Here is a 22,873-nt window from a genome sequence, read left to right as displayed (position 1 = left end):
TGCTTATCTAAATTCAAAGTGTCGTCGCCACTTTTAAGTAATGACTAGCAGCGTTTAGAGTAATCTGGTTGGCACATCAAAGCATGTGGCAGCGTTGCGCAAGCAAAACCTGAAGTACAGTTTCTTTCTGGCATTGTAGTTGTTGCTGGCGAAGGCCAAGATCCCGTGCCACCTTGCACATTTGGTGTCTGTCCCATAGGTAGCTTAGACATATCTTCTGATAAATTTTTAAGCTTCTTTTTGCTGATTTTGAGTTTCACTGTTAAAGATCCTTTTAGTTCATTTATTGAGCACAAAATACTAAAACATCAATATAATTTCGACAATTGATAATTTTTCACTTTGTTAAAACACTAAACTCGTAGTTACTTTCATCTATCATTGATAGCCAACATATGCCTCATAGTGGGCACGAAAAAACACCTGTTACTACTTAGTACGAGCATTAAACAGAGAAAGATATATCTTTATTGAAATTACTTCATACAAAGCTTGATCGAAATCAAGCATCGCTATATATTAAACTTTCAATAATTACTGAAAGTTTAATAACTATGAATTTATCACCAAAAATAGAAAACTTTGTGCTGCATTGCGGTGAAATGGGCAGTCGCTGGGGTTTCAATCGCACCATAGGACAAATGGTCGGTTTACTTGTGATTAATGAAAAGCCACTTACTGCCAATGAAATTGCCGATGCACTAAAAATTAGCCGTGGTAACGTGAGTATGGGGATCAAGGAGTTACAATCTTGGCAGCTCGCCAAAGTACACCATATCCCAGGGGATAGAAAGGAGTACTACTCACCGAACGGGTCAATTTGGGACCTAGCTAATAAAGTATTTGAAGAACGCCGAAAACGCGAAATTGACCCAACACTAACCTTGCTTCGCGATCAGATTTTAGATAACGCGAACTCAGCCGAGGAAAAATACGCACAAGAACAAATGCAATCCATCCATGATCTTTTAGAAACCGTTACTAAATGGTCAGCAGAGCTGCAACGTTTGTCTCCTGAGCAGTTACAAACACTGATGAAGCTAGGGTCTTCTGTTGGTAAAGTCATTGACCTAAAAGATAAGCTTCTTAGAAAATAATATAAAGCAGAGGTGATCATGCTTGATACATTATTATTGTCACGAATACAGTTTGCTACCAATATCAGTTTTCACATTTTGTTTCCTACCATAACCATTGCGCTTGGGTGGTTTCTCGTTTTTTTTAAAGTACGATACGATATTACAAACCACCCTGTTTGGTTAAGGGCCTATCGATTTTGGGTTAAAATTTTTGCATTAACGTTTGCTTTGGGCGTTGTCAGTGGCATTACCATGTCATTTCAGTTTGGGACAAACTGGCCTGGTTTTATGGAAAAGGTGGGGAATATCGCAGGGCCACTATTGGGCTATGAAGTACTGACAGCCTTTTTTATGGAGGCGACATTTCTTGGTGTCATGCTGTTTGGGATGAATCGTGTATCACCCAGAGTTCATACTTTATCCACTATTGTTGTTGCCGTCGGCACTACTATTTCTGCATTTTGGATCCTCTCTTTAAACTCTTGGATGCAGACACCTGCTGGCTTTGAACTGCGTAATGGTATTGTTTATCCAACAGATTGGTTAGCTGTCATTTTTAACCCTTCATTTCCTTATCGATTTTTTCATATGTTACTCGCAAGCGGGTTAACTGCTGCATTTCTAATTGCAGGGGTCAGTAGTTATCGGTTACTCAAAAAAGACAATAAGCATGCGCCAAACATGACATTAAAAGTTTCTTTGACTGTTGCCTGTTTATTAGCGCCATTACAAATTTTTGTAGGTGACTTACACGGGCTAAATACGTTACAACATCAACCGCAAAAGGTTGCAGCAATGGAAGGGGCTTGGGAGACACAAAAGGGGTTGCCGTTAGTATTATTTGCTATTCCAAATGAGGACACCCGAACAAACGACTTTGCAATAGAGATCCCCAAAGCCGCAAGTTTAATATTAACTCATGACCTTAATGGCGAGATTAAAGGGCTAAATGAGTTCGAAGGAGCCCATCCACCTGTGAAACCTGTATTTTTTGGTTTTAGAATCATGGTAGGCATGGGAATGCTCATGATAGCCGTTGCCTTCATAACACGCTTATCATTATGGCGAAATAAACGACTCAGCCACTGGCAGCTCAAAATACTCGTTGCAATGAGCTTTTCAGGTTGGGTTGCGACCCTTGCTGGCTGGTATGTTACAGAAATTGGCCGTCAGCCTTATTTAGTTTCTGGGGTACTTACGGTAGAAGAGGCAGTAACCACCGTTGCTTCAAGTAACGTCGCTATATCGCTGGCCGCTTATCTCTTAGTTTATATCGTGTTATTGGTTCTATACATCAGAACACTTTTCTATACCGCAGATAAAGCAGTGCAAGTTGAAGAGTATGATTACTCAATCGTTGAAGAGGTGCGCCATGCTTAACCCTGAAATGTTATCTTATATTTACGGCGGACTCATGGCACTGGCTATTCTTGTTTACGCGATTTTAGATGGTTACGATCTAGGTGTGGGTATATTACTACCGACCAATAATGATACTGATGCAGACACCATGATCGCGTCAATTGGTCCATTTTGGGATGCCAATGAAACATGGCTTGTACTTGCTGTTGGTCTTGCGTTAATTGCCTTCCCCATGGCACATAGCATCATTTTACAAGCGCTTTACTTACCAATCACCGTTATGCTCATTGGCTTGATCATCAGAGGTGTTGCATTCGATTTTAGAGCGAAAGCAAAAGTAAAACACAAAAAACTTTGGGATACTATGTTTAAGCTAGGCTCAATACTCGCCGCATTTATGCAAGGGTTTATGCTTGGGCTTTATGTCATGTCATTTGAAACATCAATGCTGTCACTGTTATTCGCACTGCTTAGCGGCGCTGGCGTGGTTGGTGCTTACACTCTGATTGGAGCAGCTTGGTTAGTGTTAAAAACCGAAGGCGAACTCCAGTCCAAGGCAATACACTGGTGCCAGTTTGCCGGAAGGGTTACCTTTATCGGTGTCATTGCCGTATCAATAGTGAACCCTCTTATAAATAGCGACGTATATAAAGCATGGTTTGAATCCCCAACACTGGCTGTATTACTAACCTTGCCTGTTTTGTGTTTAGCACTGTTTGTTGTTCAAGACCGTATTCTACAAACACTGAAGCTTAACACTAAAAAAGGAGGCTGGTTGCCCTTTGCATTGTCGGCAGTGATATTTATATTGTGCTTTTTTGGGCTCACATATAGTTTTTATCCCTATGTTGTGCCTGGGCAGCTTACAATTTTTGATGCCGTCGCAGCCCCTGAGTCGTTAAACTTTTTACTCTATGGTGTGATTGTTGTTGTACCGACAATCATCATATATACGATATTTTCATATCGCGTTTTTTGGGGAAAAGTACAACCGCTCTCTTACTATTAAGCGGTTACCGAGACATATCACACTTGAAGGCGCTAGCAGTAACTGAAGTAGCCTAAACAAAAAGGCAGCCTGTTGGAAGGCTGCCTTTTTTATACACAGGTATTATCTATATAATCTAATCAGATTTTTGGGTAAGCAATTCTGTCAGACAAATAGCCAACACTCGTCGCAAAGTAATATGAGCGGTTCCAATGCATCAAGGCTTTATAGTTGTCATACGCCAAGTACATTCTGCCATTGATATCGTCTGGCATTACAAGCGCAGCTGTAATATTAACGTTAGGCAAATTGGATCCATCCGCTTTTCGTAGTCCAAGCTGTTGCCATTTAGCAAGTGAACGCTCTGAATCTTTCCAATACCCAAGCCACTGCTTGCGCGTTTTTGTGCCTCGTTTAAGCACGTAACTTTGGTCTAAACCTTGCGGCAGTTTAACCTGACGACCCCATGTTAAGTCGTCATTCCATCCCGCCTGCTTTAAGTAATTTGCGATAGACGCGAATGCGTCTATTTCTGTCGTCCAGATATCTTTACGTCCATCTTTATTGTAATCGACGGCATAAGCATTAAAAGAGGTTGGCATAAACTGTGTTTGGCCCATTGCCCCAGCCCACGAGCCTTTAAATTTATCTAACGATATATGGCCACTTTTCAAAATATCTAACGCGGCCCATAGTTGTCGCTTATAAAGCGCTTCACGGCGACCATCAAAAGCGAGCGTAACTAATGCACTAATAACGGAATAACCACCTTGAATACGGCCAAAATTACTCTCAAGGCCCCATAACGCAACAATGAACCTTGCTTGCACACCATATTCTTGTGCAATTTTTTCTAATTCAACTTGATGTTTTTTGTATAATTTACGAGCGCGATCTATCTTCCATTGAGGCACACGTTTTGGTAAATACGTTTCTAGTGTTTCAACGACTTCAGGCTGATTTTTATCAGCTTTAATCACTTTCTTCTTAAACTTTGCAGTCGCAAATGCAGTATCAATTAACGACTGTTCGTAACCTTTATCTTGGGCTTCTTGCTTCAATTGAGCCACGTAAGAATCAAATTTTTCTTGCGTATTTGCGTAACTCGCCGTTGATAACACAACCGATGCAAGTAATAAGGAAGCTCTTTTAATCACGGTCTACTCCATTATGGGCCTTAAATTGATCCAATAAATTCTCTTCTGGCGGCGGAATCTGTAAGTAAAAACCATCTTCGCTTAACTTTTCCTTAACCAACACTATATCAGCAATTCCCAACTTTTCACGTTTTGATAAATCAAACATCATCACATACTTAGGTAACCCGAACATATCCATCAAAGGCTGCGGTATCTTGCTAAAATCATCACGTTTTTCGATATAAAGATAGGTATCGGCTTTTTTTGAACTTTTATACACGGCGGTAAGCATTATACACCCATAATTTCTTGCTTATGTCTAACTGGCACTATACCATGACAGACATTATATTTGGAAAGTTTTGCGACGCTCAGACGTATTAAATACAGGGCCAAACAATAATATTAATACAAAGTGATGTAAGGTGAACGGTGTTATTTAACCTGAAAAGTTCCCCCCTACTCCCTTTGAGCTTTCTTGAGTTTGTATAGTTATTAGAGCGCTTATGTCAGATCAAATATTTGAGTTAAAAGGAAACTTATTCACCCTTTCTGTTTTGCACTTATTCTCCGTCGACATCGCACGGCTTAGAAGTGAATTAGATGAGAAGATTTCCCAAGCACCTAAATTCTTTTACGGTGCATCGATTGTCGTTAACTTGGCAGAAATACAAGAAGTCGATATTGACTTTGTATTATTAAAACAAACTCTGTCGGATCTGCAGCTCAACCCCGTAGGTGTTTGCAATGGAACCGAACAGCAGCATATTCAAGCTAAAGCAGCTAAACTTTCGGTATTAAACTATAGTAAAGATACAAAACCAGCTGTTTCAGCTCAATCAACGACTGAAATCGTAGAAAAGCCTGTGTACTTACCCGCTCAAATTGTTCAAGCGACGGTAAGATCTGGTCAGCAGATATATGCTAAAGACAGAGACCTAATTGTTATGGGGTCAGTGAGTCACGGTGCAGAAGTCATCTCTGATGGCAACATACATATATACGGAACACTACGTGGTAGAGCCATCGCTGGCGCACAAGGCTACGAAGAGGCAAGTATTTATTGCCAGCGACTTGAAGCTGAACTGGTCTCTATCAACGGCAGTTATTGGATCAGTGATTCACTACAAGGTGAACACTGGGGCAATCCTGCCCAAGTAAAACAACTTAATGATTCATTAGAAATTACCGCTTTGGTCAAAGGATAATTCAGATGGCAAAAATTATTGTCGTAACATCAGGTAAAGGTGGTGTTGGAAAAACAACTTCTAGCGCTGCAATTGGTACAGGCCTTGCCCTAAAAGGGTACAAAACTGCCATAATCGACTTTGATATTGGTTTACGTAATTTAGATTTGATCATGGGTTGTGAACGCAGAGTAGTCTATGATTTCGTTAATGTGATCAATGGTGAAGCGAACTTAAATCAGGCCCTCATAAAAGACAAACGTGTAGAGAAACTGTTTATTCTCCCAGCGTCTCAAACCCGAGATAAAGATGCGCTAACCAGAGAAGGTGTAGAAAAAGTTTTAGCTGAAATGAAAGAAAGCTTTGACTATATTATTTGCGATTCACCCGCAGGTATTGAAGCGGGTGCGATGATGGCCTTGTATTTTGCCGATGAAGCCATTGTCACAACAAACCCAGAGGTATCTTCAGTACGAGATTCGGATCGTATTTTGGGCATCCTACAGAGTAAATCACAACGTGCAGAGCAAGGTTTAGCGCCAGTTAAAGAGCACTTACTACTCACTCGTTACAACCCAGAGCGCGTTGAAAATGGTGAAATGCTGTCTGTTGAAGATGTACAAGATATTCTCGCCATTGATTTACTTGGTGTTATCCCTGAATCAACCGCGGTACTGAATGCGTCTAACTCAGGCCAACCGGTCGTGCTAGACAGCGAGTCTGACGCTGGGCAAGCATATAGCGATGCTATTAACCGATTGTTGGGCGAAGTAATTGACTTTAGATTCCTAGCAGTTGAAAAGAAAGGCTTACTAAAACGGATATTTGGAGGTTAATGTGTCGCTACTTGATTATTTCCGTTCAGAGAAAAAAAGCAGTGCGTCGCTTGCTAAAGAGCGCTTGCAAATAATCGTTGCACATGAACGTTCAAAACGTGGAACACCTGATTATTTGCCACAGCTGAAACAAGACATACTCAACGTTATTCGTAAGTATGTGAAAGTTGACTCAGATGCCGTCAATGTTCAGTTTGAACAAAACGAAGATGACTTAGCAGTGTTAGAACTCAATGTGACTCTTCCTGATGATGTAAAAGAAGAAAAGTAATTCACATAAGAGGCGCTAACTTAATAGCGCCTTTGACTTTATATAAGCGTTAACTCTAATTACACATCCCACTGAGATAGTGCTTTTTTAACATAATCATAGCGCCAGTCTTGCAAAAGATCAGGCTTAAGAGATACCGCCCTTTCCTCTGCTGTTTTCTTCCAGCTCCAACTCAACAATTGATTGATTTGTTTTTTAGAGGCAAAAACGTCTGCAGGAATACATGCGGATCCTGCAACATTCTTAATGGTATTTGATATATCTTTCGCCGCTTTTTTATAATCTGGATAATCAATAAGCCTCAAGAGCTTTTCGGGGCAGTTTGATTCATGTATCGCTTTGCCACGTTCAACACATTGAATAATTTCTTTTCCTGAACGATTAACCTCAGAAAGCTCAATACCCGGAATGTTACGTAAGCTATTTAATGAACTTGGTCTACGCTTTGCGACTTCGACCATATTGTGCTCTTTAAGAATAAAACTTAAAGCTAAATTCTTCTTCTGTGCTTTGCTTCTACGCCATGCCGCTAACTCTTTAAGTACGGCTAAATCTCTTGGTTTCAATTGCCATGCATTTTTAATATCTAGATAAACATATTCATCCGGTGTTTCAAATGCACGTTTGACGGCAATTAACTGCGACTCTTGAATCACAATTTCAGTTAGTTTCTTCTCAGAAATTTGTGCAATGATTTTTTCAAAGCAAGGTAACAAGTAATATACATCACTGGCTGCATAATCGAGCTGCTTCTCAGTCAATGGCCTTTGTAGCCAATTTGTCCGAGATTCACTTTTATCTATTTCAACATCAAGTAATGTCTTAACCATACTTGCAAAGCCAACACAATTCCCTTCACCAAGCAGTTGCAATGCAAATTGAGTATCAAACATTGGATGTGGTACAAACCCTGCGAACTTTTGAAAAACCTCAATATCTTCTGAAGGTGAATGTAGTACTTTTAATATTTTATCGTTGTTTAATAACTGCCAAAATGGCTCAAAATCAATTTCACAAAGAGGATCAATTAACGCTAGGTGTGTCCCGTCAAAAACTTGGATCAGGGCGACTTCTGGATACAAGGTACGACGGCGCATAAACTCAGTATCTATTGCTAAAATTTTCGCTGTAGATATTGATGATACAAACTGGTTCAACTGCGATTGTGTGGTGATTAACTGATACTGCACGTTCACTCCTAGTGACATTTGTACATAAAAAAGCCGGCTAGTGCCGGCTCCTTAGTTACTCCTTTAAGGCCCTACGAAGTATCTTTCCGACATTCGTTTTTGGGAGTTCTTCACGAAACTCTACCAATTTGGGAACCTTATAATTCGTAAGATTATCTCGACAATGGCTAATTATATCCTTTTCTGTCAACGATGGATCTTTTTTCACAACAAATACTTTAACTTGCTCCCCACTTACGTCATGAGGTATACCAATCGCAGCAACTTCAAGTACGCCATCATGCATGGCAACCACTTCTTCTATTTCATTTGGGAAGACATTAAATCCTGATACAATGATCATGTCTTTTTTTCTATCTACTATATAGAAAAACCCTTCATCATCATAAGTTGCAATGTCACCCGTTGCGAACCAGCCATCTTTTAAACATTCGGCTGTTGCATCGGGTCTGTTATAATACCCGGCCATGACTTGAGGGCCTTTTACAAGTAACTCTCCAGACTCGCCCTTTCCTGCTTCTTGCCCATTTTCTAATACTATTTTCAGTTCAGTGCTGGGCGCAGGTAAACCTATAGAGCCGTTATATCCATCTAAGTCCCACGGGCAAATAGTAACAAGCGGTGCGCACTCAGTTAAGCCATACCCTTCCATTAACTTACTGCTTGTCACCTTCTGCCACTTTTCAGCTACAGGGCGCTGAACAGCCATACCGCCGCCGAGTGACATCTTAAGATTAGAAAAGTCTAACTCTGAAAACCCTGGCGTGTTCAACAAGCCGTTGAACAAAGTATTTACTCCGGTGATCGCTGTAAAGTTATGCTTTGCAAGCTCTTTCACAAAGCCAGGCATATCACGCGGATTCGTGATCAAAATGTTGTGACCACCATACTTCATAAACGTTAAGCAATTCGCTGTTAGCGCAAATATATGATAAAGCGGAAGCGCTGTAATAACAACTTCTTTGCCATTGTCTAGCACCTTATCTAAACAACCCGATACCTGCTCAAGATTTCCAACCATATTGCCGTGCGTCAACATTGCACCTTTCGATACACCCGTAGTCCCGCCAGTGTATTGTAAAAATGCAAGATCGGTTAATGCGATATTTGGCACTTTATATAAATCTGGGTTTGCAGCCATAACGTCTTTAAAAGGTACCGTCTTTGGTAAACTAAATTCAGGTACCATTTTCTTAACGCGCTTCACTACAAAATTTACTAGGTGTTTTTTAAAGCCCCCCATCATATCGCCAATTTCAGTCAATACAATGTGCTTAACCGACGTTTTGGGTAACGCTTTTTGCAGTGTCTGAGCAAAGTTAGCAAGAATAAAGATAGCTTTAGTCTCTGAGTCATTTAGCTGATGCTCTAACTCCCTAACCGTATAAAGTGGGTTTACATTTACCACTGTGCACCCTGCACGCAATATACCCAAGATTGAAATCGGGGTTTGTAACAAATTAGGCATCATTACGGCAACCTTGTCGCCTTTGCCTAATTTCAAATCATTTTGAATATAACTCGCAACAGATTTAGTTGCTTCATCTACTTGTTGATAGGTTAACGTCTTACCCATGTTGGTATAAGCGGGTAACGACGCAAACTCTGTAAAACTTTTATCAAACATTTCAAGCAACGAGTTGTAGTGCTCTGGGTCGATAGTTTCAGGCATCCCTTCCGGATAGCGCTTTAGCCAGATTTTTTCCACTCTTAGCTCCTGTGTTCTCTTTATTTTTTTAATACTTTACCTTAATAGAAATAAGGCGCATAAACAATTGAGCAAATACTCTAACCGAGAGATATTCCCATATTTCGTATAAATATACAATCACGTTCCATTAATTGTGTTCAGGTGTGTTTCAATATGCGTAATACACTTAACTGGATTTTGCATATGGCAATGATGTCCTCCCTCAACAATTTCAACCTGCAGATCCCAAAAGCCGGCTTTAAATACCTCTAAATTTGCCTTAGCAAAGTCATACCCTTGATCCCCTAAAATAAGCAAGCTTGGTATACTAATGCCTTTAAAAAGGTGCATACTCTGATCTAAGCTAAATCTAAACGCTGAATGAGTCTTTAACCTAGGGTCTGTCGTTAAACAGATTTTACCTTCTCGTTCCTCACTATTTCTGCTCATAAGTAACTTAGCTTCTTCTTCACCAAAATCAGACGCTGTCACTCTTGCCTGTACCAGTGTTTTAAAGGTTGGAAAGTACTTTACCTCCTTAGCGCTAATATGCTGTCTTTGTTTGAATGACTGCACTACTTGCATCTTGATATCAGCTTCGTCCGAGTACATTAAGCCTATTCCTTCAATCATAGACAAGCTCTTAACTCGTTGCGGATACAGTGTAGTAAACATACCGCATACCAGCGCCCCTAATGAGTGCCCAATTAAATGACATTTTTCTATATTTAACTTATCTAAGACGACCAGTAAGTCATAAACATAATCAATAAAGTAATAATGCGCATCTTTGCCTCGCCACTGTGATTGCCCATGACCGGGTAAGTCAATCATGAGCCACCTATAACCCGGCTTCTGTAAATTAGCCATCGGCACAAAACTATTAGAATTATCTAGCCAACCATGCAAACAAATCACCCATTGAGGCCCATTTCCATAGATCTGAGCAGCCACTCCACAATCAGCTAGACGCTTTATCGTATTTTTTTCATCAATGTTCATTATTTCCGTATTCTTTGTGGAAGTTATAATTTAATATCTTGCCTGACATAGCTGTCTTATAACAAGTTAAATGTCACAACTTGTGATTAGACTGCGCTATGTATAACCACGGGAATCTTAAGGAAGTAATCATGAGAAATACATTGCGCCTCATAACGGCAGGCGTTGCGCTTGCATGCAGCTCACCTGCGCTGGCCGGACCAAAAAATATCATCTATATGATTGGCGATGGCATGGGCCCCGCTTACACAACAGCTTATCGCTATTATATGGACAACCCCAATACCAAACATGTCGATCCGACCATATTCGATAAGATCCTGGTAGGGATGGCTCATACATACCCAGAAGACGACACCGTAGTCACCGATAGTGCGGCTAGCGCTACAGCGCTTAGTACAGCAAAAAAGAGCTATAATGGCGCTATCGCAGTTGATACACACAAAGCACCGTTGAAAACCATGCTAGAAATTGCAAAAGAAAAAGGCATGACGACCGCCTTGGTAGCGACGTCGCAAATTAATCATGCGACGCCAGCAAGTTTCGCGGCACATAACGAATCAAGACGTAATTATAATGAGATAGCAGATGACTATCTTGACAACAAAATAGCCGGTAAATTGCCTGTAGACCTTCTTTTAGGGGGAGGAACGCAATATTTCCTGCGCGAAGACCGTAATTTAGTCAAAGAGTTTCAAGAAGCGGGATATCAATACTCAGACTCTTTTTCAACACTGTCAGACATTGATAAACTGCCAGCACTAGGGTTATTTGCTGACAAGGGGTTACCTTATGCCATTGACGAAAACCCTGAGCGGTTAGAAATTATGACCAAGAAAGCCCTGTCTTTACTTGATAAAAGTAAAGACGAAGGTTTTTTCGTTATGATAGAAGGGAGTCAAATAGACTGGTGTGGCCATGCGAATGATATCGCTTGTGCTATGCATGAAATGCACGATTTTGCGCAATCTATTAAATTAGCCAAAGCCTATGTTGACAACAACCCTGATACACTGCTGGTGATAACAGCAGATCACTCTACAGGTGGATTAACACTCGGTGCTGACGGAAAGTACTTGTGGCTGCGTGACGTAGTTCAAGGCGTTTCTAAATCTGCCAGAGAGCTTGCCAAATCGTTACACAATGCTAAAGATTTAAAAACCACATGGGTAACGCATACTAAGCTCCCATACAATAAATCGACAGCAATAAAGCTCAAGCAAGCTAAAGCGGAGGGCCTAGATGCGCTTAACAGCGTGGTCAAATCTATAATCAATAAAGCAAGTTATACAGGTTGGACGACAGGTGGGCATACGGCCATTGATGTTCAAGTCTTTGCTCATGGCAATGGCTATCAAGACTTTATTGGTTCCCAAAACAATACTGACATTGCAGAAAAATTAATAAACTATCTTAGATAGTTTATTAATTCTCGATTTTAGTGCCATAGATGTCAATAGCCTGTTCTATTGGCATCGCTTTGTAATATAGAAAACCTTGTACACAGCCAATATTTGCTGCTTTGACGACACTTTCATCTTCTTTTGTTTCAACCCCTTCAGCAACCGTGTTAAACCCTAACTGTGCACAAAGGTCGGCAAGATTTTTATACAGCACCGCCGCTTTTTCATTATCTTGATCTGGCAACAAACTTTTATCAAATTTGATGGTGTCTATGTTTAATTTAGACAGTACGGATAAACAAGAGTATCCGGTACCAAAATCATCCATTGCGCAGTGAATTTTATTACTTTTAAGTGTATTAACTATCGACATCGTTTTACTAAAGTCTTCAATATAACTTGACTCCAAGAGTTCAACTTCGACTTGATCTGCGAATCGAGAGAACGCTTTAACCACACGTTTATAACCACCCGAAAGTAAATTATCCGGTGATATGTTAAAACTCACTCTTGGATATTGTCCATGTTGAGCAAAAGTATCTAAATCTACTTCCAATTGGTCAATAACAAAATTATCTATAACATGCAGCAAGTTATGCTCACCTAACGTTTCCAAAAACCATGGTCCTGATACACTTTTGTCTGGGTTAACCAACCGTAATAGCGCCTCGAAACCCACAATTTCTTTGCTCACTGGATTAATTTTAGGTTGATAGTGCAGCGTCAATGCGCCGTTATTAAGGGCATCGGTTACTTCTGTTAAGCTATGCCCTGAAATTTGTTGCTTAGCATGGTGCGTCGCGAAGCTGCTTTCAGCTTGGTCTTCAATCATTCGACCGGCTGAGTAACGTTTCACTAGCATATCGAGTGCTTTGCCAGACATATTATTTTTCTGATGTGCAACCAAAAATGGATAATATATGGCCACATTGGCTGCAATCAGGAATACTTGCAATAGCACTACCCACAAACTTTCTGTCAGTATCCAAGCATTTACAAATACGGGCGTAAACCAAGGTATAGATTCTTGGGTCACAATAGGAATAAACCCATTCACCAACAATTGGTATGAAACAATGGCATTAAACGCAGGAGCTATTAAAAACGGAATTAAAATATAGGGGTTAAATACAATAGGGAGTGCATAAAGCATCACTTCACTGATATTGAACACGGCCAGTGGTGCCGATAGCTTGGCAATATGCTTTTCGTGGTTACCTTTTTTAAGTAATAAACACGCAATTATTAACCCCCAAACACACCCTGTACCGCCTAAAATTACGAATGTACTGAAAAAATGGTAATTGATCAGCTCAGACGTAACCATAAAACCTGAAAGGTCACTCGAAACCAAAATATGATAAGTATTGTCACCGTGAACCCCCAAAAACCATAATAGGTGCGCACCAAGTAACTGTAATGTGACTTTATCTTCTGCACTAAACTCGAGTTGATCTAAAGCTAAATAAGACAAAACATAGTCTACAGCCAGATCGACAAATGGATACAGAAGCAACGTAATTGTGGTAACCAACATATACGGAAAAATGAGGTTAACGTGTTTTTTAAGAAATAAGCTAATTGTACTCACTTCGACAATTTTAAATGCGCGCGTTCGCTCGAAATATGCGAGTAAGTAGCAACAAAAGATGGGCATAAATAAGGTATATAGCACACCAACACGATGATCAATGCGTAGACTTTGCTCGTCGACAAAAATATACCCGGTAGTTGCAACAAAACAACTTGTAACCAGTATCGGGGCAGCAATGGTGTGTATTTTTATATTTTTTGCTAAATGATAGCTAAATGAAATCAGCGTAAATAAAGGAAAAAGACCCCAAACCAATTGGTTAAATTGATTTAAGTAGTCATGATCAAAGCCTTTTGCTGCAATATCCAACCATTGATTTATCAGTGTAATGAGAGACGCAACAATAAAAAAAGGAATTAATGCAATATATCCTTCCCTTAACGACAACACGAGCGTGTTAGACGACACCTTAACAGCTGCTTGATTAAATCGATTGAATGACGATCTGAACAAAACATTCCCTAGCTTTTTCTTTTAACCATACCTAACTTAGAGAATAAAACAATCATCGAGGAATATTTTTAAGTGAAATAATTTCAAACACCTAGGCGTAGATATTTACGCCAATCAGGGCTTCTACATCTGCTCTGCGTTCCTGATTATTTATCTCTTTATAGGTGTTAATCGCCACATTTGTTTTGAAGTCGGGCTGATCATAAATCGTGGAGCGTGAGTGTTCTTGAAAAGCTTGGGCAAGTTTAATGCCCGATAGCGAGTTGTTAACTCGGGAGCTAGGCTGCGCAGCACTACTCACCGCTTGCTCTGTAGATTTCCCCCGAGCAATAGGTTTTAATTGATATGTAAATTGGTTATTACTAACCGTTACCATTTGCATAAAATGACGCTGCGCCAATCAAACTGTATAACTAAAAATACCGAATTATTCCTTTCCTGGCAACTTTTTCCACGTTACCGTGTCTCTAACATAGTTAGGTTGTGCATCACAGGCATCGACTGTTTCACCATTTGCAAAAGCACGATCCGCAATTTTTAACATATAAAATGCATCTGGCAGTACCGAACCTTCTAATACTTTTAAATTATTTTCTGAGGCGGCTTTTGGATACGTGACCCACGCAGTACCTACCGCACTATCTACGTTGATATTAGCTAGACTGTCTGGTGCACAGACCATTTCTTCGTGCGTACTATCAGCTAATCCATCATCACCGGCAACATAAGCACCGACATAGACTTCTCCCATTCTCGCGTCTATTCCGGCCAACACGCCTGTAACACCATGTTCGTCAATGGCTTGTTGCGCCATCGTTTGCAGCGTTGAGACCCCTACTAATTTCAATCCTTGCGAATATGCCAACCCTTGTGCAATCGCCACTCCGATCCTTACACCTGTAAAGCTACCAGGGCCTTTACCAAACGCGATGCCATCTAAGTCCTGCAATTTGCAGTTGGCATCATTAAGCATGGCTTCTATTTGCGGAAGTATTTTTTGGCTATGCTGTTGAGGGCACTCCTCAAAAAAGCGAAATGTTTTACCGTTATAATTAAGTGCGATACTAAGCGCTTCAGTGGAAGCATCAATGGCCAAAAGGTTATACGTCATATTATTCTATATTCTCTAAGAATTGAGTTGCCGCTTGTAAATTGCGTGTTCGTCGCATATTTGGCAAGCTTTTTAAAAATGTTTCACCGTATTTTCGCGTAACTAAACGATTATCGCAAATAACAAGCACACCTTTGTCGCTTTTATCTCTAATTAATCGTCCAACGCCTTGTTTAAGGCTGATCACGGCTTGAGGTAATTGCACCGCATCAAAAGGTTCCTTGCCTAACATTTCGGCATCTTTCATTCTTGCTTGTAACAAAGGGTCATCCGGTGAGGCAAATGGTAACTTATCAATCAACACACAACTTAGCGTATCGCCCCTTACATCCACCCCTTCCCAAAATGACGCAGTCCCCATCAGCACTGCGTTACCATTACGTACGAACTGCTCTAATATGATCCGTTTTGATGATTGACCTTGCATAAAAATAGGATAGTCTGTTGCCGTATTCAGACCCTCATACACTAAATGCATCACTCGATAACTGGTAAACAATAAAAAGGTTCTACCTTTGGCCGCATTAATTAACTGCTTTGCAATTTTTACCAACATGTGAGGCATCGCATCATCTCTGCTCTCGGGCAGATAACGCGGCATACATAATAAGGCTTGGTTTTGATAATCAAATGGGCTATCCACAATGCTTTCATGCGTTGGCTTTAACCCTAAACTCGCGGTAAAGTGCTCTAATGAGTGATCAACTGACAATGTTGCCGATGTAAACACAAAACTTGCATCAGTTTTGGTTACGATTTCCTTAAATTTATTCGACACGTCAAGTGGGGTTATGTGGATGGTGACAAAGCGCCGTGTTGTTTCATACCAGTAACTGTATCCGGTTTGAGATACATCGAATGCTCGTTCTAATTGATTTTTAAACTTAATAACTCGTTCAAACGGGTGTTCAATCTTATCTGTTCTGTCTAAACACAACTTCAACACTTGATACAAAAAGTCCAAGTCGCTAATAACGCGATGCAATGCATCACACATTATTTTATCTGAGAGCGCTTCTCGCCAGTCACCGCGACTACCGTCATTACCAAATGCAATTCGTAGATCGGCAACTGTCGTCTCTAATTTATTTAGGGTTTTTCCCAACTGGAGCATGTCAGGAATGTCTGATCGGTAAATTAAACGAATATCGTTGATAAGCCCGACTAGCTGCTTTGTGCTAACAGACTCACCAAAGTAGTCACTCGCTATTTCAGGTAATTGGTGCGCTTCATCAAATATATAACAGTCGCTATTAGGCATTAACTCAGCAAAGCCTTGCTCTTTAACCGCCATATCAGCAAAGAACAAATGATGGTTTATCACCACTAAGTCTGATTCTGTTGCATCAATGCGCGCTTTTCTAATATAACATTCTTGAAAATCTGGACATTCTTTGCCTAAACAATTATCCGCAGTAGAGTTAACATATGGTAAAACCTTGGCATCCTCTTCAATTCCCACACAGTCTGCTAAGTCCCCGGTATGCGTTTGTGCCGCGAACTTTGCAACCATAGCCAATTGGTGCATGACATCAGGATCGTCTGTGGGGACATTAGTGACATGTTCGTTCAGCCTATAACTGCACAGATAGTTCGCTCTCCCCTTTAATAACGCAACTTTTTTCCCCGCCTTAAGCGCTTTTTGTAATACCGGTAAATCGCGGTGAAATAATTGTTCTTGTAGCGCCTTTGATCCAGTTGAAATTATGCACTTGTGTTTACTCAATAAAGCAGGTGCCAAATATGCAAAGGTTTTACCGGTACCAGTGCCCGCTTCAACAACACATTGCCCACGCGAGTCAATTGTCTCAGAAATCGACTGGGCCATATCAATTTGTGCTTTACGGGGTTTATATCCTGTAAGCGCTATAGCAAGTGGACCTTGCTCTGAAAATACTTGTTGAATAGACAAATTAACTGTACTGCTAAAAAATTTGCGACGATTGTACGAAGAGTTCACGCATAGAGCAAGTAAGCTCTATGCGCAGATTCCATGGCGCAACCTAAACGGCAAACTTACTGAGTGTGGTTTCGAGGTGTTCAACATTCTCCGATAGTGCGCTTGCAGCACTTTGCGCAGCCTCAGAATTAGCAACTGCTTCGGTCGCAATTTCATTAATATCTGTAATGTCTTGACTAATCTCTTTGGTGACTGCTGCTTGCTCTTCTGCCGACGCAGCAACTGAGTCAATCATTCTATTAACCGTTTGGGCCTGGCTGACAATATCTTCTAGCGCTGCTAAAGCCTCTTCGCTTAACGATACCCCTTTATCAACAACCTCTGTACTTTGTGCCATTCTAGACACCGCAATATCGGTCTCTTGCTGAATTGCACTGATTGACTCTGCGACTTCTTGTGTCGCTGTTGCTGTTCGACTAGCGAGCCCCCTAACTTCATCAGCAACTACCGCGAAACCACGCCCTTGTTCACCAGCTCTTGCAGCCTCAATCGCCGCGTTAAGTGCCAATAAATTAGTTTGCTCGGCAATCTCATTGATCACCTTTATGATCTCTCCAATTTGCTTACCACGTTGCCCCAAATTACCAACCGAATCCGATAAGTCTTCAATGGTGGACGACACATCACGAATACTCATCACCATTTCATTAACTATCTTTCCGCCATGACTTGCGCTGCTGCCTGCTTGGTTTGCAATATCCGCCGCGTCGACACTCTGGTGAGCCACTTCAGCAATGGAGCTACTCATTTGTGCTGCTGCTGTGGAAATTTGATCCGCTTTTAGCTGCTGCTTATTGATCCCTTGGGCAACTTGCTCATTAACTTTGCCAAGTGTGGCACTGCTATCGCCAACTTCACCCGTGACTGACTTTATTTGTCCAACAAGTGTCGTTAATGAAGTTTGCATATCATTGATAGACGATGATAGCGCGCTGATCTCATCTCCATGACTTGTTTCAAGTGGTTGAATATCCAATCGCCCTTGAGCAATATTCCCCGCTTGTACTGCCACCAAGTGTAACCTCTGTGAGATTGACAGACCTAAACGCCACGCAATCAATACCGAGATAACTATCGCCACTAGCGTAATGACGATTAATATTGTATTTAGAAAATCAAGTTGCTTCTGAATTTCAGTCATCGCGAGTGCCGTATCATCACGTTCTTCATTAGCACCTGCCTCTAACATATCCTCTAACTTCGAAATATACCGTTTTTCCAACTCGACTAACGTTATGAGCTTTTCATTAAATGGTAATGACGCGCTAATTATTTTTGTCTCTGCAACTTGTATTAAATCGTCAATTAAACGTTTTATTTGAGCCATAACCCGCCGGTCTTCGGCCTTTTTAGATTCCAATTTATATAATTGTTCGTAGTAATCTAATAGCTCATTTTTATCATCATAGTAGCTTTGCGTCGCCCCTTCTATATCATTAACAATTGCATATAAAGCAGTATTAACGTCTCCTAGTTCATCAATCAGTTGCATATAGACAAATGCTCCGGGTACATCGTCACTGGCTACTTCTTGGGTAACGTGAGAAATCTCAATTTCTTTATAAATTACAAAGACTGAGGTGCACGAAAGTAAAATTAACACAGCAAAAAATGCAGCGTATAACTTTTGGACAATGGTAAAGTTCATATATACAACCCTGAATAGACTACATTTCCACCGTGTAAATATCATACAGGCAGACTAATGAAAAACGTAATTAAATTAATGAATTGGGAAGGATTATATATTGAACAAACGAAAAAATACAACTTTTATATTAGTACAAAAGCACTAAGCCCATATATCAAGGTGTTTATCACTTTCACCCGGCTTATTGTTGCCTTTTTGTTTATTTTCTGATGCTTTTGATTGTTTCTTTTTTTCAATATCCTCACGCTTTGCTCGCTCAAGTTTTATTCTATCAACCGCACTTTCTTGCACGCCTGCAATATAAAATAATGGCTTGTGATGAACCTCAAGTCTGACAATATTAAACTGTGGTTTTAACGCATCCATATGCATACCTCCTCAAAAACATGTTCTCATACGTTATTATCGGCCGTTATAAGATATTCTAAAGTTGATATAAAAAAAGCTTGCGCTACGTTCTGGTAATATGTTTATCTATATGCGTAATCAAATACTAACGAAGAGTTAACCATGTTCAATACTATGACAGCTTTACATCACCATCATCATTCATCGGGATAACCTGTCAGGTATTTCGCTGGTGGGTTATTCCTAAAAGGAACCTCCGGCGAGCAAAATTCATAGCTTATTTTCGCCCTGAGGTTCCCTCGGGGTTTTTAGTTTTTATACTTATGGAAAATAAATTATGAGCAACACAAATAGACTACGTATCGCAATTCAAAAATCTGGCCGCTTATCAAAAGATTGCCAAGACCTATTAAAACAAATCGGTGTAAAATTAAATTTACGTGAGCAACGTCTCATTGCACACTCAACCAATATGCCAATTGATGTACTTCGTGTTCGCGATGACGATATTCCGGGGCTAGTTATGGACGGCGTCTGTGATTTAGGCATTGTTGGTGAGAATGTTCTGGTGGAGTCTCAAGCCGAAAGACAAAATCAACAACAAAATGCAGATGTGATCACATTGTCTAAATTAGACTTTGGTTTTTGCCGATTAGCACTCGCCTGGCCGCAAGAACTTGGTGAGCAGTCAAAGGACTGGTTTGAAGGCAAGAGGATTGCAACAACGTACCCAGAGATTTTAAAACAGTACTTAAAGCGCGAAAATATCAGCGCCAGTGCAGTCATGCTCACAGGCTCGGTAGAAGTTGCGCCTAGAGCTGGTTTAGCTGACGCAATTTGCGATCTAGTATCAACTGGTGCCACCTTAGAAGCCAATGGATTAATGCAAGGAGAAACAATCCTTGAATCTAACGCTTGCCTTATTCAAAACCCAGCCCTGCAAGACCCTGAAAAGCTCGCCCTAATTGAAAAGCTTATGCCTCGTTTAAAAGGGGTCAAACAAGCAAAAGAAAGCAAATATATCATGCTGCATGCACCAAAGAGCAAGTTAGATGAAGTATGTGCGCTTCTGCCGGGCACAGGCCAACCAACACTACTCGCATTGGCTGGCAGTGATGAATACGTTGCACTTCACATGGTAAGCAGTGAAACGCTTTTCTGGGAAACAATGGAAGAACTAAAAGCACTCGGTGCGAACTCAATCCTAGTTATGCCAATCGAAAAAATGATGGAGTAATAACGTGATCCGTTGGAACGAATTGACGTTACAGCAGCAGCAAGGCGCACTAATGCGCCCTGCTCTTTCAGCAAGCAAAAATGTTGAAGCCGCTGTAAACGATATTATCGAGCAAGTAGCATTAAATGGTGATAGCGCACTCATCACATTCGCTGAAAAATTTGATAAGCGCAGCAATGTAAGGCTTCAGGTCCCTCAAGAAGAGATCGACAATAGTGTTAAAGTGCTAAACACAGAATTAAAAGTGGCAATTGAGACAGCATATAACAATATTAAGATGTTTCACCAAGCGCAGTTGCCAAACAGTACCACTTTAGAAACAACGCCTGGGGTGCTTTGCGAACTGCGCTACCAAGCGATAGATGCTGTTGGATTGTATGTGCCTGGTGGCAGTGCGCCTCTACCTTCGTCGGTTTTGATGCAAGGTGTGTGTGCACAACTTAGCGGAGCAAAGACGATTGTACTTGCCACGCCAGTCAATGGTGACAAAAAAATTGACCCAGCAATACTTTATGCCGCTAAGCTATGTGGGATCACGACAGTGATTGAAAGTGGTGGCGCAGGTGCCATCGCAGCGATGGCGTTTGGCACAGAAACAGTGCCAAAAGTAAGCAAAGTTTTTGGCCCTGGTAATAGCTATGTCACAATGGCGAAACAAATATTGAGCCAAAGCGAACCAGGCTTTGCCATTGATATGCCAGCAGGACCATCTGAAGTATTGGTTATTGCAGACGAACGTGCAAACCCTGAGTTTATTGCAGCAGATTTATTATCACAAGCAGAGCATGGTCGTGACTCTCAGGTCATTTTGTTATGCAACAACACACTCGTCATTGAAAAAACACAGCAGGCCATCGAAACGCAATTAGCGTTACTCCCGCGTGCAGATATCGCGCGAGCAGCTATGCAAAATAGTAGTCTCATTTTGGTAGAGTCAATTGAGCAAGCCTTTGCCGTTTCGGCTGAATATGGACCAGAGCATTTAATACTGCAACTTGGAGAACCGGAGCAGTATTTGCCGTTAGTCAATAACGCAGGATCTGTATTTGTTGGTGACTATACACCAGAATCGGCTGGCGATTATGCCTCAGGTACCAACCATGTATTGCCTACTTATGGTTACAGCAAAGTATATTCTAGTTTGAATCTATTAGATTTTTTTAGAACATACACGGTTCAAACAATATCAAAACAAGGGCTTAAAGCATTAAGCTCAGCCATATTGCCACTAGCAGAGGCTGAAGGGTTAGACGCCCATGCCTACGCAGTTAAAGTAAGACTGGAGCAATTAAACAATGACTGATAAACCAGCACAAGACACGTTGTTGCCTGGCAATATAGAAGCACTGACGGCTTATAGTTCTGCAAAAAGTGAAAAAGTATCAGGTAATATATGGCTCAATGCCAATGAAAGCCCTTATGTGAAAGACGTAAATATCATACTGAGTGGCCTAAATAGGTATCCTGATCCACAACCTGCCCCCGTTATAGATGCATATGCAGATTATGCGGGCGTAAGTTCAGAACAAGTTATTATGACCCGAGGTGCAGACGAAGGTATCGACCTATTGGTGCGAACCTATTGTGAGCCTGCAACAGACAATATTGCGCTATTTTTGCCAACTTATGGCATGTATAAAGTAACCGCTGACACACATAATGTTGCTGTTAATGGCCTATCCCAAGATTTATTGCTAAGTGGCACTGTTGAAGACATCATTAAAGCAGTATCAGGCAGTAAACTGGTATTCATTTGCAACCCAAACAACCCGACAGGTAGTATCACGCCAGTAGAAAAAATTGCCCAAGTCACTAAAGCATTGGCTGGTAAGGCTATCGTTGTAGTTGATGAAGCCTACATAGAGTTTTCAGAATCTAATTCATGCGCTCTACTGCTCAAGGACTTCGACAACCTTGTAATTTTACGAACGCTATCAAAGGCATTTGCACTGGCAGGCTTGCGCACTGGATTCATGTTGGGTGATAAATCAATCCTCGCGCCTATTCGCAAAGTTATAGCGCCTTACCCTGTATCAACCGTGGTTGCACAAATCGCTGAAAAAGCCTTGAACAGTGATGCAATCACTCAGATGCGTCGCCAAGTAACCATTTTAAACAAAGCCAAACTAACGCTTTTAAGTTGGTTGGAACAGTCTCCCGCTGTCAACGACATACTCAGTGGTGACGGCAACTTTGTGACATTACAACTTAAAGACAAAAGCTGTTTATCTTTCGCGGCACAAATGGGGTTAGTAATGAGACCTTTTAATTTATATGGCCAAGATAACTGGCTGCGTATATCAATTGGTAATGAACAAGACTTAAAGTCCGTTAAAGATTGGCTAGACGTCATCTCGGCGCAAGTGTAAGGA

General features: G+C 40.9%; 22 protein-coding genes. 10 read left to right on the top strand and 12 right to left on the bottom strand.

Annotation, left to right across the window (positions count from 1 at the left end; translation table 11 throughout):
- Nucleotides 1-44: 44 nt before the first annotated feature.
- Nucleotides 45-260, bottom strand: coding sequence for a hypothetical protein (locus BGP78_RS19705; RefSeq protein WP_119862990.1), 216 nt, complete (start codon nt 258-260; stop codon nt 45-47).
- A gap of 294 nt (nt 261-554) precedes the next feature.
- Between BGP78_RS19705 and BGP78_RS19700 the strand changes: the two genes are divergently transcribed.
- From BGP78_RS19700 to cydB, 3 genes are read left to right on the top strand one after another with little or no spacing between them, the layout of a single operon-like run.
- Complete coding sequence (locus BGP78_RS19700; RefSeq protein WP_119863077.1) at nt 555-1,097, top strand: GbsR/MarR family transcriptional regulator; 543 nt, start codon at nt 555-557, stop codon at nt 1,095-1,097.
- A gap of 18 nt (nt 1,098-1,115) precedes the next feature.
- Nucleotides 1,116-2,459, top strand: a complete 1,344-nt coding sequence (locus tag BGP78_RS19695) for a cytochrome ubiquinol oxidase subunit I (protein ID WP_119862989.1) — start codon at nt 1,116-1,118, stop codon at nt 2,457-2,459.
- Complete coding sequence (cydB, locus tag BGP78_RS19690) at nt 2,452-3,450, top strand: cytochrome d ubiquinol oxidase subunit II (RefSeq protein ID WP_119862988.1); 999 nt, start codon at nt 2,452-2,454, stop codon at nt 3,448-3,450. Before BGP78_RS19695 ends, cydB begins: the two co-directional genes overlap by 8 nt.
- Nucleotides 3,451-3,569: 119 nt before the next feature.
- On the opposite strand, the gene BGP78_RS19685 is transcribed toward cydB, so the two are convergent.
- On the bottom strand, nt 3,570-4,586 hold the full coding sequence (locus BGP78_RS19685) for a lytic transglycosylase domain-containing protein (protein ID WP_119862987.1): 1,017 nt from the start codon (nt 4,584-4,586) through the stop codon (nt 3,570-3,572).
- Complete coding sequence (locus BGP78_RS19680; protein ID WP_119862986.1) at nt 4,579-4,860, bottom strand: YcgL domain-containing protein; 282 nt, start codon at nt 4,858-4,860, stop codon at nt 4,579-4,581. Before BGP78_RS19680 ends, BGP78_RS19685 begins: the two co-directional genes overlap by 8 nt.
- Before the next feature lie 214 nt (nt 4,861-5,074).
- Here BGP78_RS19680 and minC point away from each other — a divergent pair, with 214 nt between their 5' ends.
- Genes minC through minE form a run of 3 tightly spaced genes read left to right on the top strand, consistent with a single transcriptional unit; the run spans nt 5,075 to nt 6,862 of the window.
- Nucleotides 5,075-5,776 carry a septum site-determining protein MinC gene (gene minC, locus BGP78_RS19675; protein ID WP_119862985.1) on the top strand — a complete coding sequence of 234 codons (702 nt, stop codon included), beginning with the start codon at nt 5,075-5,077 and terminating at the stop codon, nt 5,774-5,776.
- Nucleotides 5,777-5,781: 5 nt separating this feature from the next.
- A complete protein-coding gene (minD, locus tag BGP78_RS19670) occupies nt 5,782-6,591 on the top strand; it encodes a septum site-determining protein MinD (protein WP_119862984.1) in 810 nt (269 codons plus the stop codon).
- 1 nt (nt 6,592) lies between these two features.
- Nucleotides 6,593-6,862, top strand: coding sequence for a cell division topological specificity factor MinE (minE, locus tag BGP78_RS19665; protein ID WP_010361933.1), 270 nt, complete (start codon nt 6,593-6,595; stop codon nt 6,860-6,862).
- 59 nt (nt 6,863-6,921) lie between these two features.
- Here the strand turns inward: minE and rnd are convergent, their stop codons facing one another.
- The 3 genes from rnd to BGP78_RS19650 form a co-directional block, all read right to left on the bottom strand.
- Nucleotides 6,922-8,052 (bottom strand): ribonuclease D, encoded by a 1,131-nt coding sequence (rnd, locus tag BGP78_RS19660; RefSeq protein WP_119863076.1) that lies wholly within the window; start codon nt 8,050-8,052, stop codon nt 6,922-6,924.
- Between the two features lie 55 nt (nt 8,053-8,107).
- Nucleotides 8,108-9,760: a long-chain-fatty-acid--CoA ligase FadD gene (gene fadD / locus BGP78_RS19655; RefSeq protein WP_119862983.1), complete on the bottom strand. Its 1,653-nt coding sequence runs from the start codon at nt 9,758-9,760 to the stop codon at nt 8,108-8,110.
- A gap of 120 nt (nt 9,761-9,880) precedes the next feature.
- Nucleotides 9,881-10,744, bottom strand: coding sequence for an alpha/beta fold hydrolase (locus tag BGP78_RS19650; RefSeq protein ID WP_119862982.1), 864 nt, complete (start codon nt 10,742-10,744; stop codon nt 9,881-9,883).
- A gap of 131 nt (nt 10,745-10,875) precedes the next feature.
- Here BGP78_RS19650 and BGP78_RS19645 point away from each other — a divergent pair, with 131 nt between their 5' ends.
- Entirely contained in the window at nt 10,876-12,165 is a 1,290-nt protein-coding gene (locus BGP78_RS19645; RefSeq protein ID WP_119862981.1) for an alkaline phosphatase, read from the top strand.
- 4 nt (nt 12,166-12,169) lie between these two features.
- On the opposite strand, the gene BGP78_RS19640 is transcribed toward BGP78_RS19645, so the two are convergent.
- The 6 genes from BGP78_RS19640 to BGP78_RS19615 all read right to left on the bottom strand — a co-directional run bounded on the left by BGP78_RS19640 (nt 12,170) and on the right by BGP78_RS19615 (nt 19,282).
- Nucleotides 12,170-14,194 carry an EAL domain-containing protein gene (locus BGP78_RS19640; protein WP_259386385.1) on the bottom strand — a complete coding sequence of 675 codons (2,025 nt, stop codon included), beginning with the start codon at nt 14,192-14,194 and terminating at the stop codon, nt 12,170-12,172.
- Between the two features lie 91 nt (nt 14,195-14,285).
- Nucleotides 14,286-14,576 carry a hypothetical protein gene (locus BGP78_RS19635; protein ID WP_147386100.1) on the bottom strand — a complete coding sequence of 97 codons (291 nt, stop codon included), beginning with the start codon at nt 14,574-14,576 and terminating at the stop codon, nt 14,286-14,288.
- 45 nt (nt 14,577-14,621) lie between these two features.
- Entirely contained in the window at nt 14,622-15,305 is a 684-nt protein-coding gene (tsaB, locus tag BGP78_RS19630; RefSeq protein WP_119862978.1) for a tRNA (adenosine(37)-N6)-threonylcarbamoyltransferase complex dimerization subunit type 1 TsaB, read from the bottom strand.
- A 1-nt stretch (nt 15,306) separates the two neighbouring features.
- Entirely contained in the window at nt 15,307-17,133 is a 1,827-nt protein-coding gene (locus BGP78_RS19625; protein ID WP_259386388.1) for an ATP-dependent DNA helicase, read from the bottom strand.
- 175 nt (nt 17,134-17,308) lie between these two features.
- Entirely contained in the window at nt 17,309-18,913 is a 1,605-nt protein-coding gene (locus tag BGP78_RS19620; protein WP_182912338.1) for a methyl-accepting chemotaxis protein, read from the bottom strand.
- A gap of 144 nt (nt 18,914-19,057) precedes the next feature.
- On the bottom strand, nt 19,058-19,282 hold the full coding sequence (locus tag BGP78_RS19615; RefSeq protein ID WP_119862975.1) for a hypothetical protein: 225 nt from the start codon (nt 19,280-19,282) through the stop codon (nt 19,058-19,060).
- A 319-nt stretch (nt 19,283-19,601) separates the two neighbouring features.
- Here BGP78_RS19615 and hisG point away from each other — a divergent pair, with 319 nt between their 5' ends.
- The 3 genes from hisG to hisC are packed head-to-tail and all read left to right on the top strand — an operon-like array spanning nt 19,602 to nt 22,870.
- Nucleotides 19,602-20,501, top strand: coding sequence for an ATP phosphoribosyltransferase (gene hisG / locus BGP78_RS19610; protein ID WP_119862974.1), 900 nt, complete (start codon nt 19,602-19,604; stop codon nt 20,499-20,501).
- 4 nt (nt 20,502-20,505) lie between these two features.
- The gene (gene hisD, locus BGP78_RS19605; RefSeq protein ID WP_119862973.1) at nt 20,506-21,804 is read left to right on the top strand and encodes a histidinol dehydrogenase; all 1,299 of its coding nucleotides are present in this window, start codon (nt 20,506-20,508) and stop codon (nt 21,802-21,804) included.
- Complete coding sequence (gene hisC / locus BGP78_RS19600) at nt 21,797-22,870, top strand: histidinol-phosphate transaminase (protein WP_119862972.1); 1,074 nt, start codon at nt 21,797-21,799, stop codon at nt 22,868-22,870. Before hisD ends, hisC begins: the two co-directional genes overlap by 8 nt.
- Nucleotides 22,871-22,873: the final 3 nt, after the last annotated feature.

Origin of the sequence: Pseudoalteromonas sp. MSK9-3, assembly GCF_003590335.1 — a bacterium.
Lineage (GTDB): Bacteria > Pseudomonadota > Gammaproteobacteria > Enterobacterales > Alteromonadaceae > Pseudoalteromonas.
The sequence above is the reverse complement of the archived record's forward strand: the minus strand, read 5'-3'. Positions and strand labels throughout refer to the sequence as shown.